Origin of the sequence: Paraclostridium sp. AKS73, assembly GCF_025671395.1 — a bacterium.
GTDB classification, from domain to species: Bacteria; Bacillota; Clostridia; order Peptostreptococcales; family Peptostreptococcaceae; genus Paraclostridium; species Paraclostridium benzoelyticum.
Genome location: NZ_JAIXHU010000001.1, coordinates 156,835 through 174,920 on the forward strand (window position 1 = coordinate 156,835; position 18,086 = coordinate 174,920).

Sequence of the window (18,086 nt, forward strand, 5' to 3'; positions counted from 1 at the left end):
AGTTATGTATAATTATTTAAATAATGTAAATTCTCCTAAAGATATAAAAAAAATGAGCACTAAAGAGCTAGATTTATTAGCTAAAGACATAAGAAAATTTTTAGTGAGATCAGTTTCTAAGACAGGTGGACATTTAGCATCTAATTTAGGTGTTGTAGAGCTTACTTTAGCACTACACAAAGTATTTAATAGTCCAAAGGACAAATTTATATGGGATGTAGGACACCAGGCTTATGTTCACAAGATACTTACAGGAAGAAAAGATCAATTTGACACATTGAGACAATTTAATGGGTTAAGTGGATTTCCTAAAGAATGTGAAAGCGAACATGATATATTTGATACAGGGCATAGTAGTACATCTATATCTGTAGGAAGTGGAATTGCATGTGCTAGAGATATAAAAGGTGAAGATTTTTCTGTAGTATCTATAATTGGAGATGGATCTATAACAGGTGGAATGGCTTTAGAAGCTCTTAACCATCTAGGATACATAAATACTAATATGATAGTAATATTAAATGACAATGAAATGTCTATAGATGAAAATGTTGGAGGAATGTCTAAACATTTATCAGCTATTATAAAAAATTCAACTGTAAACAAGGTTAAAGATGAAGTTGAAAAAATATTAAGTGTTACTCCTGGAGGAAATATACTATCTAAAACGGCAAGCAAAGTAAAAGATAGTATAAAGGGGAATTTTACATTGCAAGAATGTGCTTTTTTTGATTCTTTAGGAATAACTTATGTAGGACCTATAGATGGACATGATATAGATGAAATAGTAAAAACATTAGAAAAAGCAAAACAACAAAATGGTCCTATATTACTTCATGTAATAACAAAAAAAGGTAAAGGTTATAAGTTTGCAGAAGATGAGCCTCATAAATACCACGGAGTTTCTAAGTTTGATATAAAAACTGGATTAAAGCCATCTTCATCAAAGAGTATATCTTCAGTAGTAGGAGAAAAGTTGATAGATCTTGCAACTAAAGATGAAAATGTCGTTGCTATAACAGCTGCAATGCCATCAGGAACAGGTTTAAATAAGTTTTCTGAAATATATCCAAATAGATATTATGATGTTGGAATTGCAGAACAGCATGCAGTGACATTTAGTTCAGGACTAGCAAAAGCTGGAATGAAACCATATTTTGCAGTATACTCATCTTTCTTGCAAAGAGCATATGATCAGGTAATACATGATATTGCTATAACTAGTAAGAATGTAACATTACTTATAGATAGAGCGGGGCTTGTAGGTAATGATGGAGAAACACATCATGGAATATTTGATTTAAGCTATTTAAATAATGTACCTAACATGACTGTAATGGCTCCTAAAGATACAAAGGAATTAGAACTAATGATGGACTTATCGTTAGAAATAGAAGGACCTATGGCTATTAGATATCCAAGAGGAAGTAGTTACTTTGTGGATAAGGGTGAGTACAAACCTATAAAAGTTGGAACTTATGAATTGTTAACTGAAGGTAAAGACATTGCTATATTAGCAATAGGTAATATGGTTAAACAGTCAATGGAAGCAGTAAATATATTAAATAAATCAGGCATAAATCCGACTTTAGTTAATGCAAGATTTTTAAAACCTATAGATGAAAAACTAATAATTGATTTAGTAAAAAATCATAAATATATTGTTACTGTAGAGGACAATGTACTTACTGGAGGATTTGGAAGTAGGATAAATAAATTTATTATAGACAATAAACTTGATAATGAGGTTATAAATATTGGTATTAAAGATGAATTTATTCCTCATGGTGATGTAAACATATTATATGAACAATGTGGAATCTCATCTTCAGGTATAGCTCAACAAATTGAGAGTTTATTAAGATAGAAAGGTAATTTATATGAAAAAAAGAATAGATGTATTACTTGTTGAACAAGGATATTTTGACAGTAGAGAAAGAGCTAAAAAAGCTATAATGGCTGGGTTAGTATTCGTAGACAATCAAAGATGTGATAAGGCTGGCTCAGAGGTTAAAGAAGATAGTAAAATAGAAGTAAAAGGGAATCCTATACCGTATGTTAGTAGGGGTGGGCTAAAGCTTGAAAAGGCAATGAAAAACTTTGACATAACATTAGAAAATAAAGTCTGTTTAGATATAGGAGCATCAACAGGTGGATTTACTGACTGTATGCTTCAAAATGGAGCGAAAAAAGTATTTTCGATAGATGTAGGATATGGACAACTCGCTTGGAAACTTAGACAAGACGATAGAGTTATATGTATGGAGAGAACAAATATAAGACATGTAACTATAGAAGATACTAAAGAATTTGGACAATTTGCATCAATAGATGTTTCTTTTATATCTCTTAAATTAGTTTTACCAAAAGCGAAAGAATTATTAGATCCAAGTGGACAAGTAGTAGCATTAATAAAACCTCAATTTGAAGCCGGAAGAGAAAAGGTTGGTAAAAAAGGTGTAGTAAGAGAAAGATCTACACATATAGAAGTTATAGAAAAAATAGCAGATTTTGCAGCAGAAAGCGGGTTTGCAATATTAGGATTAGATTACTCTCCTATAAAAGGACCTGAAGGTAACATTGAATATTTAATTCATTTAAAAAACTCTAATGAAGGTTATGAATATAATAAAGAAGAGTTTAAAATAACTATAGATAAAGTTGTAGATAATTCACATAATTTAATGTAATAAAGAGGGGGATTTAAATTGATCCTTGAATTATATATGAAAAACTGTGCATTAATAGAGGAACTAAGGCTAGATATAGACAAGAATCTAAACATATTAACTGGAGAAACTGGATCAGGTAAATCTATAATAATAGGAGCCTTAGGTTTATGTCTAGGTGGAAAATATGATAGATCCTTTTTAAGAAAAGGCACAGAAAAAGGCTTAGTAGAAGCTTTATTTGATGTTAATAATCAAAAACTTAAAGAGAAGCTACTAGAAAATGGAATAGATATAGAAGAGGATAATCAAATAATAATAAGTAAAGAAATATTTAATGATGGAAAAAGTATATCAAGAATAAATGGAAGAAATGTAAAAGTATCATTTTTAAAAGAAATTTCTAACTATTTAATTGATATACATGGACAGCATCAAAATCAAGTTTTATTTGATAAAGATACTCATATTGACTTTTTAGACTTATTTGGAGAAGAACTCTTATATGAATCTAAAAGTGATTATGAAAAGACATATATTGAATACAATGAAGTAAAAAAGGCTTTAAATGTACTAACGGAAAATAAAGATGATATGCAAATTCAAAGAGAGATAGACTTGATAAAATTTCAAATAAATGAAATAGAATCAGCAAATTTAAATGAAAATGAATATGAAGATTTATTAAAACAAAGAGACGTCTATAGAAACGGTGAAAAGATTTTTACTAACTTAAATAATGCATATTTAAATTTATATGATGGAAGTATAAATTCTGTAGATCTTATATCTAAATCACTAGGTGATTTAGGTGCCATAGCTCAATATGATGAAAAATTAAATGATTATAATGATACAATAGAGCGAATAATGTATGAGCTTCAAGATATATCTAGAGACATTAGAAGTTATAAAGAAAATATTGATTTTTCACCTTATGAATTAGAACAAATAGAGCAGAGAGTGGATGAAATAAATACTCTTAGAAGAAAATACGGAGATACAATAGAAAAAATTCTAGTATATAAAGATAAAATAAATGAAAGATTAGATGAAATTTTAAATAGAGATGAAAAGGTTGAAGAGTTAAAATTAAAGCTTAAAAAAGTTGAAGATGTTTTAGAAATTAAAGCTGAAAAATTAACTCAGAAAAGAAAAGAAGTAGCAAGAAACCTTCAAGAAAAACTATTGTATGAGCTTAAAAGCTTAAACATGAAAAATGTAGTATTTGAAGTATCGTTTGGAAAATCTACATTTAATACAAAAGGACAAGATGATATAGAATTTATGATTTCATTTAACCTAGGAGAAGATATAAAGCCTATATATAAGGTAGCATCAGGTGGAGAAATGTCTAGATTTATGCTAGCGTTTAAGACGATTTTAGCAGACATAGATGAAATAGACACTCTTGTATTTGATGAAATAGATACAGGTATAAGTGGTATAGCAGCTCAGATTGTTGGAGAAAAATTATCATTGATAGCTAAGAAAAAGCAAATAATTTGTATAACACATTTACCACAAATTGCAGCAAATGCAGATACTCACTATTGCATTGAGAAAAAGACATCTAATGAAAGAACATTTACTGTTATAAGTAGACTTGATGATAATGAACGAAAAGATGAAATAGCAAGACTTATAGCAGGAAGTAATATAACTGAAAAAACAATGGAACATGCTAGTGAAATAATAGAACTGGCAAAAAAAGTACCTAATTAATTAGGTGTCTTTTTCGTAAAATTATATTTGGATTAAGTTGGATAAAAATAAATAAAGAATGGAACTATATGTATATAAATTTATGAAGGGACGATATAAAATGAGAAAAATATATATAGTTTTATCTTTAGTCTTAATAATACCTATATTTATATTGGGAATATCGAAGTCAGAAAATAAAAGAGAAACAAGGTATTTAGTTCCACTTGGTAATGTGGTAGGCATAAGAGCTAACACAGATGGAATGTTAGTATTAGATAATGAAGATTCAAGTGTTGATTATATAGATGGAGTGGAAGCTGGAGATAATATAATAAGTATAAATGGAATTAATGTATATAGTAGTAAAGATGTAAAAAAGATTTTAAGTAACTATAATAAAGCTTTAGTTGAGATAATAATTGACAGGGATGGAGAGCGAATATCAAAGCAAGTTCCAGTTAAAAAAGAAAATAGCGAATATAAACTTGGAATTTGGATTAGAGATAAAATTTCTGGAATAGGAACTATGACATTTTATAACCCGAAAAACAATACATTTTCGGCATTAGGACATCCAATAAAAGATGTAGATACAAATGAACTGATAAAAGTTAAGAGTGGAAATATATATAATGCTGAAGACATTTCGATTGAAAAGGGAGGAGTTAAACATGTGGGGCAAATAAAAGCTGAATTTGATGGCGATAAATCTATAGGGAATTTTAAGAAAAATAACAGTTTTGGAATAAGTGGCAATTTAACGACATATGATAATGAAGGAAAAGAAAAAATGTTAGAAGTTGGTGACAGTAAAGATATAAAGCTTGGACCAGCAATAATTTTATTTCAAAATAAAGATGGAAAATAGGTAAATATCAAATAAACATAAAAAATAAATAATAATAATACAAAAAGATGATAAAGATATGGTGATTGAAGTAGTAGATAAGAGATTGATAAATTATACTGGAGGTATAGTTCAAGGAATGAGTGGAGCACCTATAATACAAAATGATAAAATAATTGGAGCTGTGACGCATGTTTTTATAGATAACTCTAAAATAGGATATGGAATTTTTATAGATAAGATGATAATATAAGTATATATATAAAAATAAAAATAAACAGAAGGAATATGAATATTAAATGTCGAATAGGTTATTAGTGAAAAATTAGAAAATATTTAAATAAATTTATAATTCTATGGGGGAAAATTTAATGAGCGAAAAAATAAAAATAGTTTTAGCAGATGATAACAGGGATTTTTGTCAAGTATTAAGAGAGTATTTATCTAATGAGGATGATATTGAAATATTAGGAATTGCAAAGGATGGAATAGAAGCTTTAGATTTAGTTTCAAGAACACAACCAGATGTATTAGTTTTAGATGTTATAATGCCACATCTTGATGGGTTAGGGGTAATTGAAAAATTAAATTCTATGAACTTACCTAAAATGCCTAAGATAATAGTATTATCTGCAGTAGGTCAAGATAAAATAACACAAAGTGCCATAAACTTAGGAGCAGACTATTACATAGTTAAACCTTTTGACTTTGTAATATTTATAAATAGAATAAGAGGATTAGTTTCAAATAAAAATACAGTAGTAGATTCTAATTCAAGATCAAATAATAATATGGATATAAAAATGACTAAAACTGATTTCGTGAAAAATGTAGGAAATATAGAAACTGAAATAACAAATATAATACACGAAATAGGAGTTCCAGCACATATAAAAGGATATTTATATTTAAGAGAAGCTATAAAGATGGTTATAGACAATGTTGAATTATTAGGGGCAGTAACAAAGGAATTATACCCAAGTATAGCTAAAAAGTTTAACACAACTCCAAGTAGGGTTGAAAGAGCTATAAGACATGCAATAGAAGTTGCATGGAGCAGAGGTAAGGTTGATACTATAAATCAATTATTTGGATATACAGTTCATAATACAAAGGAAAACCAACAAACTCTGAGTTTATAGCGATGATTGCGGATAAATTAAGATTAGAACACAGCATGGTTAAATAATAAATTATGAAAAACAAAGTCTTCATAAATTGAAGGCTTTATTTTTTTGTGTAAATGTATAAAATATATAGTAGTTTACTAAATTGAGGTGAAATGATGAAAATAGATATGCCAATTGATGTGAAAGATATAATAAATGATATATATATAAATGGATATGAAGCTTATATAGTAGGCGGATGTGTAAGAGATTCAATTGTAGGAATAAAACCTAACGATTACGATATAACTACAAATGCAAAACCTGAAGATACAATCAGGATTTTTAAAAATTATAGAGTAATTGAAACTGGAATAAAGCATGGAACAATAACTTTAATAAAAAATAAAAATGAATATGAAATTACAACATATAGAATTGATGGAACGTACAATGATAACCGAAGACCTGAATCTGTAGAATTTACAAGTGATATAGTACAAGATTTAAAAAGACGTGATTTTACCATAAATTCTATTGCCTATAATCATAAAGTAGGAATAGTTGATGCATTTAATGGGATAGAGGATATAAATAAAAAATAATAAGAACAGTAGGAGATGCAGATGAAAGATTTAAAGAAGATGGGCTTAGAATAATAAGAGCTGTTAGATTTAGTTCTAAGCTTAATTTCGAAATAGATAATAAAACATTGGAAAGCATTTATAAAAATATAAAATTGATAAAAAATATAAGCTCAGAAAGAATACAAGAGGAATTAAATAAAATTCTACTTAGTGATTATCCTGAAAAAATATATATACTTTATGATGCAAATTTGTTTGATATATTTAAAATAAAAAATGTAAAAATGAACAAAAACGATTTAATTAAACTTAAGTCGAGTAAAAAAGATTTAGTAATAAGATTAAGTATATTTATATATATTCTAGGGGACATTAACGAAAGCAAAAAAATATTGGATTTATTAAGATATTCTAACAAAATAAAAAGTCAATGCATTACAATTTTAGATAATTTAGATAATAAAATAATCGATGATAAAATAGCTATAAAGATTTATTTAAAGGAAATAGGACATGAAAGTCTAAATTATTTATTATATGTAAAAAAAGTATTGGATATCGAATTTGAAAAGAAATATTATGATAAAATAAATAATTTAATTAAAGAAATTGATTTAAATAAAGAGTGTTATTCATTAAAAGAATTAGCACTAAATGGAAGGGATTTAAATGCTTTAGGCTATAAAGGAAAGGAAATAGGTGAAAAATTAAATTTTTTACTATATAATGTGATTGAAAATCCTAATATAAACAATAAAACAGATTTAATTAATATTATAAATAGCTTATAAGAAGCAAGCACAATTTTAATTATTTAAATTGTTGTAAAATAATGCTATAATGTAATGTGATTTCAAAAACGAAAATTGGAGGTTTTAAGTATGAGAGTCGAAGCCCCTATTAAGGTAGACAGAAAAACAAAAAGGCTTGCAAAGCGACTTACTGGCGGAGAAATAGCAGTTATAAATCATAAAGATGTAGATGAAGTTGCTGCAAATTCATTAGTAGAGGGAAAGATAAAACTTGTTATAAATGCATCTCAATCTATAAGTGGTAGATACCCAAATAAAGGACCTGGAATACTTGTAGATAAAAATATACTTATTGTAGACAATGTAGGTGAAGAGCTATTCAACAACTTACAGGAGGGGCAAATAATAGAAGTTATAGATGGAAAAATCTATAGAGATGGAGAATTATTAGGCCAAGGAGAAGTATTAGATAAAGACGAAGTTGATAACAAGATAAGATTGGCATATGAAAATTTGGCTGTAGAGTTGGATAGATTTATAGATAATACTATAGATTATGCTAAAAAAGAAAAAGGACTTATTCTTGGAGAAGTTGAAATACCAAAAGTAAGTACAGACTACAAGAATAGACATGTATTGATAGTTGTTAGAGGTCAAGACTATAAGCAAGACTTAAGCACAATATTATCGTACATAGAAGAAATGAAACCTATATTAGTAGGTGTAGATGGTGGAGCTGACGCTTTACTAGAGTTTGGATATACTCCAGACGTAATTGTAGGAGATATGGATAGTGTAAGTGATGAGGCTTTACAAAAAGCAAAAGAAATAGTTGTTCATGCATACACAGACGGAAGAGCACCTGGACTTAAGAGAGTACAAGACTTAGGATTGGAAGCTGTGGTATTTCCTGCGCCTGGAACAAGTGAGGATATAGCTATGCTTACTGCCTATGAGTATAAGGCTGAGCTTATAGTAGCTGTAGGAACACATTCTAATATGATAGACTTCTTAGAAAAAGGAAGACCTGGTATGGCTAGTACATTTTTAGTTAGACTAAAAATAGGATCAAAGCTAATAGATGCAAAAGGTGTAAACTTATTATATAGAAGTAAATTAAAATTAAAGTATATATGGGCACTTATAGCAACTGCTTTATTCCCAGTTTTAATACTTGCATCATTCTCTCCAAGTGTTCAACAATTTATGCACTTGATGGAATTAAAAATGAGACTATTATTACAGATGTAATTAATTGAGGAGGATTAACATGCATATAAATATGAAGTATTATATAGTAACGATAGGTGCTATATTTATTGCATTAGGAATAGGAATGCTAGTAGGATTTAACTTAAATTATGATCAAGAACTTAGTAAGCAACAAGCTGCTATAATAGATGATTTAGATGCTAAGTTTGAAGACATAAAAACAACAAATGATGAATTAGAAGGTAAACTAGACAAAAAAGAGAGCGAATACAAAAAAATAGTTAATTATTTAAATGAAAATTATTTAGTATTAATAAAAGACCAATTACAAGGTAAAAATGTAGGAATAATATCAACAACAGAAAATTATGATTATACTCAAGATATATCTAAGACAATAACAGATGCAAATGGAAGTGTAGCATATGATATTATTTTAAAATCAGGGTTAACTAATAAAGATAAAATAAAAGAACTTAATAGTGCATTACAATTACAATTAAAAACTGAAAAAGATGTAGTTAATTACATAATGAGTTGTTTAAAAGAAGAAAATGCTATGGATAAACTACAACAATTAGAAAAATTAGAGATGATAAAAATAAATTATTTATCAGATAACTATTTAGACTGTTCTCAAGTTGTTATGGCAAGTGGAGATACAAATGAATCTTCTGATAAGTTTACGAATATAGATAAAACAATAATAGATAAATTAAAAGAAGATGGTAAATATGTAATAGGAACTCAAAAAGTGATGTTAAATTCTCTGATTTAGAAAACTATAAAAAAGATAAAATACCAACTATAAATAATTCACAGCAAGGAACAGGTAAACTATCTTTAGTTTACGCTCTTAGAGATTCTGTAGAAAAAGGAAACTTTGGTATAGGAGATAAAGTAGACTCTATAATACCATTTAAGTAAAAATAAAGGAGATGTAAATATGAATCCTTATGTAAGTATAATAATACCTGCATACAATGAAGAAAATAAAATAAAAGATACTTTACTAGGAGTAGTAGATATTGAAGAAATAAATGAAATAATAGTTGTAGATGATGGTTCAAGTGATAATACTGAAAAAGCAGCTAAATCTATTGTAAATGATAAAATAAAAGTTTTTAAGTTAGATAGAAATAGAGGTAAAGGCTATGCATTAAACTATGGATTAAAAAAAGCTATGGAAAATGCAGACATAATAGGATTTTTAGATGGAGATTTAGGTAGTTCATCAAGTGAAACTATTAAGCTTATAAAACCTGTAATAAATAATGAAGTTGATGTAACAATAGCAAAATTCCCACCTGCTAAGAAAAAAGGTGGGATGGGATTTGTAAAAAGATTAGCTAAAGATTCAGTATTTGAGATGACAGGAGTAGAGTTAGATGCTACTATATCAGGTCAAAGAATATTTAAAAAAGAAGTTTTAGAAAAATTTGATGAAATACCTTTTGGGTATGGAGTTGAAGTTGGAATGACTATAGACATATTAAAATATGGTTATTCTATAAAAGAAATTTTAGTTAATATGACACACAATGAAACAGGAAGAGATTTAAAAGGGTTTATACACAGAGGCAAACAATACTACCATATAAAGAAAATTGCTAATAAGAAGAGAAAAGAATGGAGGTAGTGTTATTGAATGATATTATACTGTATATAATAATGCTACTAGTGGGTATAGTAACAACTTATGTTGTTATGCCATTTTTTAGAAATATGTTGGTGTCGAGTAATGTAATAAGACCAAATTATAAAAAAGATATGATACCTGTAAGTATGGGATTAGTTTTTCTACCTACGATAGTTATAAATAGTATTATTTTAGTATACTTTACAAATAACTATAGCGATTTAGTATATACATTTATGTATATATTTGGACTATTATCTATGTGCTTAGTAGGTATTTTAGATGATATTGTAGGTAATAGAGATGTAAGTGGATTAAAGGGACATTTTAAAAGTTTATTTAAAGGACATCTTACAACGGGTGGATTTAAAGCGTTATTTGGAGGATTTGTAGGTCTTGCTATATCAGTTGCAATATCTAAAAATATAGTTGATATATGTATAAACACTTTAATAATCGCTTTATCTACTAATTTAATGAATTTACTAGATTTAAGACCAGGAAGAGCAATAAAAGTATATTTAGTTATAATTATAACGCTATTATTAACTTTAGTAGGTTATCCTAAAGGTTTAGTTCTTATATTATTACCGAGTGTAATTGTATACTTCTTTGATGATTTAAAAGCTAAAGCTATGATGGGAGATACAGGATCTAATGTATTAGGTATATCTATAGGTATCTTAATTGCTATAGGATACGCTAGACCTATAAGAATTGGATGGTTAGTATTTTTAGTATTTATACATGTACTTACTGAAAAATACTCTTTAACAAAAATAATAGAAAATAATAAGGTTTTAAATTTTATTGATAAGCTAGGAAGGTAATCTTATGATAAGTAAAAGAATTGGAGTAGTTGAATCTATAAAAAGTAAGTCACAAAACTTAGAAGAAATAACTGTAAATATTAATGGGAATATAGAAAAAGCTTATAATTATCCTAAGATGACAGGTAGTGTAGATATAGGTGATGAAGTTGTATTAAATACAACTGCAGTTGAATTAAGTCTTGGTACCGGTGGTTATCACTTTGTAATAACTAATTTAAATAAAATTGAATCTGATATGACTCCGGGTGGTCATATTATGAAATTGAGATATACACCCTTACAGGTTAAAGTAGATTCTGTAGAAGAACAAGATAGTAAACTACATGATAAAATAAATGAGTTTAAAAGCTTAGATAAACTACCTGTTGTAGTTGGAACATTGCATAGTATGCTTACTCCATTTGTAGCATCATACAAAAGACATAACCCAGATAAAAAACTAGTATATATAATGACAGATGGGGCATCACTGCCTATATACTTAAGCAAGAATGTAGAAAATCTAAAAAGTAAAAAATTAATAGATGGCACTATAACTATAGGTAATGCGTTTGGAGGAGACTATGAATGTATAAATATTTATTCAGCATTAATAACTGCAAAAGAAGTTTTAAATGCTGATGCAGTATTTGTAAGTATGGGGCCTGGAATAGCAGGTACAGGAACTAAATATGGTTTTACAGGTATAGAACAAGGTCCGATACTAGATGCTGTTAAAAAGCTAGGAGGAAATCCTATTGCAATTCCGAGAATGAGCTTTGCAGATAAAAGAGATAGACATGTAGGTATAAGTCATCATAGCATAACTGTATTAAACGAAATAGTAAATGTAGGAGTTAATATACCTATAGGACTTAAAGATAAAGAAAAACTAAATTATGTAAATAACCAAATAAAAGAAAATAAATTAGATGAAAAGCACAATATAGCATATATAAATCCAGGCAGTACTTTAGATGATTTAAACTATTTTGGATTAAAAGTTAAAAGTATGGGTAGAAATTATGAACAAGATAGTGAATTCTTTGATGCTGCAAGCAATGCAGCATATTACTTAATGGAGGTTTGTTATGATAATAGAAGAGCAAACAGTAAGTAGTGACAGGATATATACTGGAAAAGTTATAAGTTTAAAAGTAGATACTGTTGAAGTTCCGAAAAAAGGCTATCAAAAAAGAGAAATAATAGAACATCCTGGAGCAGTTGGAATAGTAGCTATAACTGATGATAATAAGGTTTTATTAGTTAGACAATTTAGAAAGGCAATAGAAAAAGCTTTATGGGAAATACCTGCTGGAAAGTTAGAGCAAGGAGAAAGTCCAAAAGACTGTGCTATTAGAGAACTAAAAGAAGAAACTGGATATAGTGCAAATAATATAAAATTAATACATAAATTTTATACATCATCAGGATTTTCTAATCAAAAAATATATGTTTATCTAGCTACAGACTTAGAAAAGGGTGAGTGTTGTCTAGATGAAGATGAATTTTTAGAATTACATGAAGTTAATTTAAATGATGCATATGAAATGATTAATAAAAATGATATAGAAGATGCTAAAACATCTATAGGTCTTTTGCTTGCGAAAGAACTTCTATAATTAGGAATAACCTCCTCTTATCTTGCATAAAAATTATGTAAGAACAAAAGAGGGGGTTGTAGTTTTTGAGAAGAGTACATAGAAGAACCACATTGGATAAAATAAGTAAGGATATGATAATTATATCTAGTTTGTTTATAGTATTTGTTATTTTAGGATCATTGTTAAACAAAATTTTTCCTCAATACACAGAGGTAATAAGTCATAACATAGCCTATACAAATAGTTACTATGATTCAGGAATGAAAATAAGAGAAGTTTTAATGTCAAATTTAAAAATGGACTTAAGTTTATTAGCTGGTATGTCGATATGTACATTAAGCATAATTTTAGCACCTGTAGCTTTAATTATTTTTGCGGTAAAAGGCTTATCGATAGGGTATACTATAAATACTTTCATAATAGCTATGAAGGCTAGTTCATTTAAAATGCTATGTGTGACACTTATTAAATTTTCAGTAGTACTGCCAGGGATGATAATACTAGCACTAATATCATTTAAGTACTTTGAAGAATTTATAAAAAATGTAAGAAAACAAAATAAAACAAACTGTACATATTTAATGAAAAGGTATATAATAAACTCATTTCTTATAATAATGATTAGTGTATCTGCACAAACTATTTTAAATGCTATATCTACAATAACACTAAAAATATTTTAAAGGACTACAATATGCAACTACTAAATGAATATATAGAATATATAAAATCTATAAGAAAGTTAACAGAAAATACAGTTAGCTCTTATTTTATAGATATAAAAAAGTATTTAACATATATAGAAAATAAAAGTATTAACTTATTTGAAACAACAGAAAATGATATAATAAGTTATATAATAGAATTAGAAAAAAATAATGCATCTACAGCTACAATTTCTAGGAGTATATCATCTATAAAGTCTTTTTATGAATATTTATTTTTAAATAGATACATAGAAAGTAATATATCTAAAATATAAAAACCTAAAATAGAAAAAAAAGAAATGGATATTTTAAGTTTAGAAGAAATAGAGGCATTACTAGATTTTCCTGAACCTAAAAATGTAAAAGATATAAGAGACAAAGCTATATTTGAGATTTTATATGGGACAGGTATGAAAGTAACAGAGCTAATAGAGTTAGATTTAGATGATGTTAATTTAGAATTTGATTATATTTGTTGTAAATCAGGAAAAAATCCTAGAGTAATACCTATGTCTAAAACTACAAAAAAATATTTAGATAACTATTTAACTAAGTCAAGAAGCGAGATTTTAAAAACTAACTTCCAGGAAAAGGCTTTATTTACAAACTCTAATGGAACTAGATTTACAAGGCAAGGTCTTTGGAAATTAATAAAGAAACATGCAAAAAGAGCAAATATAAATAAAAGTATAAATCCAACTATTCTTAGAAATTCATTTGCTATACACTTATTAAATCAAGGTGCAAACATAGCTGTAGTCAGCAAAATTTTGGGAAATTCTAATTTATCAAGTTTACAATATTATTTAAATTGTATAGATAAAAATATAAGACAAGAACTAAAGGAAAAACATCCTAGAAAATAAACTAACATTTAGGAGGAAAAATTTTATGAGCAGAGTTATATGGATGATAATTGATAGTGTTGGGATAGGAGCACTTCCTGATTCAGAAAAATTTGGAGATGTAAATGTAAATACTTTAGGTAATATAGTTAAAAACTATAAAGATATAAAGTTACCTAATATGCTGAAATTAGGTTTAGGTAATATAGATGGTATTGATAGCTTAGAAGGTGTTGAAAGCCCTATAGGCGTATTCGGTAGAGCTAGCGAAGTATCTAAAGGTAAGGATACAACAACTGGACACTGGGAGATGACAGGGGTTTTAGTTGAAACACCTTTTAGAACATATGAAAATGGATTCCCAAAAGAAATAATAGATGAATTTGAAAGAAAGACAAATAGAAAAGTTATAGGAAACAAGCCTGCATCTGGAACAGCTATACTAGATGAATTAGGAGAGCAACAAATGAAAACTGGAGAAGTCATAGTATATACTTCTGCAGATAGTGTATTCCAAATTGCAGCACATGAAGAAATAATTCCGTTAGATGAGTTATACAAAATGTGTGAAATAGCAAGAGAAATAATGATGGGTGATAATGCAGTAGCAAGAATAATAGCAAGACCATTTGTTGGACAACCAGGAGCATTTGAAAGAACTTCTAATAGAAGAGATTACTCTTTAAGTCCATTTGAAGATACAGTTTTAGATAATATTAAAAATTCAAACCTAGATGTTATAGGAGTTGGAAAAATAGAAGATATATTTAATAAACAAGGTATAACAGAGGCTATACATACTAAAGATAATATGGATGGAGTAGACCAAACTATAAATTACATGAAGAAAGAAAACAATGGTCTTATATTCACAAATTTAGTTGATTTTGACTCTAAATATGGTCATAGAAGAGATGTTAAAGGATATAAAGAAGCATTAGAGGAATTTGATGCTAGAATACCTGAAATATTAGAAAATATGAAAGATGATGATATATTAATTATAAACTCAGACCATGGTAATGATCCTACATATAAAGGAACTGATCATACAAGAGAGTATATACCTATGTTGATTTATGGTAAAAAGGTTAAAGATGGATTAAATTTAGGAACTAGAAGTAGTTTTGCAGATATAGGAGCTACAGTTGCTGATATACTAAATGTAAAAATGCCTAAACATGGTAATAGTTTTAAAAATGACATTATAAAATAATTATCTAGTTGGAGGAAAAATATGAAAAATTTATATGATAAAATTCAAGAGAGTACAAACTATATAAAATCTAAAATAGAACAAGCTCCAGAAGTAGGGCTTATATTAGGATCGGGATTAGGTGTTTTAGGTGATGAGATAGAAAATCCTGTAAAAATAAAATATGATGAAATACCAAACTTTCCAGTTTCTACAGTAGAAGGTCATAATGGACAATTAGTAATAGGAACTTTACAAGAAAAAACAGTTATAGCTATGCAAGGAAGATTCCATTTTTACGAAGGATACTCAATGGAGAGTGTGACATTTCCTGTAAGAGTTATGAAAGCTCTAGGAGTTAAAACTGTAATAGTTACTAATGCAGCTGGTGGAGCAAATAAAGATTTCAAACCAGGAGATTTAATGATAATAAGAGATCATATAAACTTTAGTGGTCATCATCCACTAATAGGATCTAATGATAATAGATTAGGAGTAAGATTCCCTGATATGTCAACAGCATATACTCCAAAGTATGTAGAATTAGCAAAGGAATGTGCTAAAGATTTAGGAATACAAGTAAGAGAGGGCGTATACACTTTCTTTAGTGGGCCAACTTATGAAACACCTTCAGAAGTTAAATTAGCTCAAATTTTAGGATCAGATGCAGTTGGAATGTCAACTGTTCCAGAAGTTATAGTAGCTAGACATTCAAACTTAGATGTTATAGGTATATCTTGTATAACAAATATGGCAGCAGGAATATTAAATCAACCTTTAAATCATGAAGAAGTTATAGAGACAACACAAAAAGTTAAATCAGAATTTTTAAACTTAGTTAAATCAATAGTTAATAAATTATAAAAATTTAACGTATTCTAAACTATAAAATAATGATACAAAGGAGACTCGTTATGAGAATTTATGACATTATAAAAAAGAAAAGAGATGGAGAAGTATTAACTAAAGAAGAAATAAACTTCTTCGTAGAGAAATACTCTAAAGAAGAGATTCCTGATTATCAGGCATCTGCTCTTTTAATGGCTATATATTTAAACAAAATGTCTAAAGAAGAAACTGCGTTTTTAACAGAAGCTATGATGAACTCAGGTGAAGTTATAGACCTATCAGCTATAAATGGAATTAAAGTGGACAAGCATAGTACAGGTGGTGTAGGAGACAAAACTACAATAGCATTAGCACCGTTAGTTGCTGCATGTAAAGCACCAGTTGCTAAGATGTCAGGAAGAGGTCTAGGGCATACTGGAGGAACATTAGATAAATTAGAAGCTATTCCTGGATTTTCTATAGAAATGGAACCTGAAAAATTTATACAATCAGTTAATAAGCACAATATAGCTGTATGTGGTCAAACTGCATCTATAGCTGTAGCTGATAAAAAAATGTATGCACTTAGAGATGTAACAGCAACAGTTGATAATATATCATTGATTGCAAGTAGTATAATGTGTAAAAAATTAGCATCTGGAGCTGATGCTATAGTGTTAGATGTTAAAACTGGAGACGGTGCATTTATGAAAACTATAGAAGATTCATTTGCACTGGCAAAAGAAATGGTTGATATCGGAGATAATATGAATAGAGAAACTATAGCACTTATAACTGATATGGATGAACCACTAGGATTTGCAGTAGGTAACTCATTAGAAGTTATAGAAGCTATAGAAACTTTAAAAGGAAGAGGGCCTAAAGATTTCGTAATGTTATGTGAAACATTAGGGGCATACATGTTACTATTAGCAAAAGTAGTTGATAATTTTGAAGATGGTAAAACTAAAATTCAAGAAGCTATAACTACTGGAAGTGCACTTGATAAATTAAAAGAATTTATAGAAAATCAAGGTGGAAATAGTAATATAGTTGATGATTACTCTTTATTACCTCAAGCAAACGAAGTAATGGAAATAAAATCTCCAAAAACTGGTTACATAGCAAAAATAGAAGCTGAAGAAGTTGGAGTTTCTGCTATGATGCTAGGTGCAGGCAGAGAAACTAAAGACGATGAACTAGATTTATCAGCTGGGATAGTTTTAACTAAAAAAGTTTCAGACTTTGTAAATGAAGGAGAAACAATCGCATATATGTATTATAATAAATTAGATAAAATTGAAGGAGCAAAAGAGAGATTCTTAAAAGCTTATACAATATCTGATGAAAAAGTAGAGCCAGGAAAATTAGTTTATGGGGTTGTAACTAAAGATAAAACTTTAAAATTCTAATAGATATGATTAAAAAAAGCCTAACGTGTAAAAAATAACGTTAGGCTTTTTATTTAGTTTCGACAATTTTATTGAAAATTTTTATTCTTAGATTTATAATATAAAGGATATAAATATACATAAGGAGTAGATAACCCTATGAATTTTAGAAAGGTAAACTT

Annotated in this window: 19 protein-coding genes and 1 pseudogene; all 20 read left to right on the top strand. The window is 28.0% G+C overall.

Annotation, left to right across the window (positions count from 1 at the left end; genetic code table 11):
* The first annotated feature begins 4 nt into the window (after window positions 1-4).
* The 20 genes and pseudogenes from dxs to LEQ07_RS01050 all read left to right on the top strand — a co-directional run bounded on the left by dxs (window position 5) and on the right by LEQ07_RS01050 (window position 17,925).
* Window positions 5-1,867, top strand: coding sequence for a 1-deoxy-D-xylulose-5-phosphate synthase (gene dxs, locus LEQ07_RS00955; RefSeq protein ID WP_263329207.1), 1,863 nt, complete (start codon window positions 5-7; stop codon window positions 1,865-1,867).
* Window positions 1,868-1,880: 13 nt separating this feature from the next.
* Window positions 1,881-2,690: a TlyA family RNA methyltransferase gene (locus LEQ07_RS00960; RefSeq protein ID WP_263329209.1), complete on the top strand. Its 810-nt coding sequence runs from the start codon at window positions 1,881-1,883 to the stop codon at window positions 2,688-2,690.
* Between the two features lie 18 nt (window positions 2,691-2,708).
* Complete coding sequence (gene recN, locus LEQ07_RS00965; protein WP_263329211.1) at window positions 2,709-4,394, top strand: DNA repair protein RecN; 1,686 nt, start codon at window positions 2,709-2,711, stop codon at window positions 4,392-4,394.
* Window positions 4,395-4,494: 100 nt separating this feature from the next.
* Window positions 4,495-5,244 (top strand): SpoIVB peptidase S55 domain-containing protein, encoded by a 750-nt coding sequence (locus LEQ07_RS00970; RefSeq protein ID WP_263329212.1) that lies wholly within the window; start codon window positions 4,495-4,497, stop codon window positions 5,242-5,244.
* Between the two features lie 37 nt (window positions 5,245-5,281).
* On the top strand, window positions 5,282-5,476 hold the full coding sequence (locus tag LEQ07_RS00975; protein ID WP_263329247.1) for a SpoIVB peptidase S55 domain-containing protein: 195 nt from the start codon (window positions 5,282-5,284) through the stop codon (window positions 5,474-5,476).
* Between the two features lie 118 nt (window positions 5,477-5,594).
* Window positions 5,595-6,412: pseudogene (gene spo0A / locus LEQ07_RS00980) on the top strand (sporulation transcription factor Spo0A).
* Window positions 6,413-6,505: 93 nt separating this feature from the next.
* Complete coding sequence (locus LEQ07_RS00985; RefSeq protein ID WP_263329213.1) at window positions 6,506-6,937, top strand: hypothetical protein; 432 nt, start codon at window positions 6,506-6,508, stop codon at window positions 6,935-6,937.
* A gap of 92 nt (window positions 6,938-7,029) precedes the next feature.
* On the top strand, window positions 7,030-7,710 hold the full coding sequence (locus tag LEQ07_RS00990) for a hypothetical protein (protein ID WP_332842827.1): 681 nt from the start codon (window positions 7,030-7,032) through the stop codon (window positions 7,708-7,710).
* A 90-nt stretch (window positions 7,711-7,800) separates the two neighbouring features.
* Window positions 7,801-8,922 carry a putative cytokinetic ring protein SteA gene (gene steA / locus LEQ07_RS00995; RefSeq protein ID WP_021429752.1) on the top strand — a complete coding sequence of 374 codons (1,122 nt, stop codon included), beginning with the start codon at window positions 7,801-7,803 and terminating at the stop codon, window positions 8,920-8,922.
* A 19-nt stretch (window positions 8,923-8,941) separates the two neighbouring features.
* Window positions 8,942-9,661 carry a copper transporter gene (locus tag LEQ07_RS01000; protein ID WP_263329215.1) on the top strand — a complete coding sequence of 240 codons (720 nt, stop codon included), beginning with the start codon at window positions 8,942-8,944 and terminating at the stop codon, window positions 9,659-9,661.
* 168 nt (window positions 9,662-9,829) lie between these two features.
* Window positions 9,830-10,522 carry a glycosyltransferase family 2 protein gene (locus LEQ07_RS01005; RefSeq protein WP_021429728.1) on the top strand — a complete coding sequence of 231 codons (693 nt, stop codon included), beginning with the start codon at window positions 9,830-9,832 and terminating at the stop codon, window positions 10,520-10,522.
* A gap of 5 nt (window positions 10,523-10,527) precedes the next feature.
* Complete coding sequence (locus LEQ07_RS01010; protein ID WP_046823197.1) at window positions 10,528-11,352, top strand: glycosyl transferase; 825 nt, start codon at window positions 10,528-10,530, stop codon at window positions 11,350-11,352.
* 4 nt (window positions 11,353-11,356) lie between these two features.
* Window positions 11,357-12,454, top strand: coding sequence for a DUF3866 family protein (locus LEQ07_RS01015; RefSeq protein ID WP_046823196.1), 1,098 nt, complete (start codon window positions 11,357-11,359; stop codon window positions 12,452-12,454).
* Window positions 12,426-12,956: an NUDIX hydrolase gene (locus tag LEQ07_RS01020; protein ID WP_046823195.1), complete on the top strand. Its 531-nt coding sequence runs from the start codon at window positions 12,426-12,428 to the stop codon at window positions 12,954-12,956. The genes LEQ07_RS01015 and LEQ07_RS01020 overlap by 29 nt, the downstream gene beginning before the upstream one ends.
* Before the next feature lie 65 nt (window positions 12,957-13,021).
* Window positions 13,022-13,621 carry a hypothetical protein gene (locus LEQ07_RS01025; protein WP_046823194.1) on the top strand — a complete coding sequence of 200 codons (600 nt, stop codon included), beginning with the start codon at window positions 13,022-13,024 and terminating at the stop codon, window positions 13,619-13,621.
* 11 nt (window positions 13,622-13,632) lie between these two features.
* Window positions 13,633-13,920: a site-specific integrase gene (locus tag LEQ07_RS01030; protein ID WP_263329216.1), complete on the top strand. Its 288-nt coding sequence runs from the start codon at window positions 13,633-13,635 to the stop codon at window positions 13,918-13,920.
* A gap of 24 nt (window positions 13,921-13,944) precedes the next feature.
* Window positions 13,945-14,511 carry a tyrosine-type recombinase/integrase gene (locus tag LEQ07_RS01035; RefSeq protein ID WP_263329217.1) on the top strand — a complete coding sequence of 189 codons (567 nt, stop codon included), beginning with the start codon at window positions 13,945-13,947 and terminating at the stop codon, window positions 14,509-14,511.
* Between the two features lie 25 nt (window positions 14,512-14,536).
* Entirely contained in the window at window positions 14,537-15,706 is a 1,170-nt protein-coding gene (locus tag LEQ07_RS01040; protein ID WP_046823192.1) for a phosphopentomutase, read from the top strand.
* A 21-nt stretch (window positions 15,707-15,727) separates the two neighbouring features.
* On the top strand, window positions 15,728-16,549 hold the full coding sequence (locus LEQ07_RS01045; protein ID WP_046823191.1) for a purine-nucleoside phosphorylase: 822 nt from the start codon (window positions 15,728-15,730) through the stop codon (window positions 16,547-16,549).
* A 50-nt stretch (window positions 16,550-16,599) separates the two neighbouring features.
* Window positions 16,600-17,925, top strand: coding sequence for a pyrimidine-nucleoside phosphorylase (locus LEQ07_RS01050; protein ID WP_046823190.1), 1,326 nt, complete (start codon window positions 16,600-16,602; stop codon window positions 17,923-17,925).
* The last annotated feature ends 161 nt before the right edge of the window (window positions 17,926-18,086 follow it).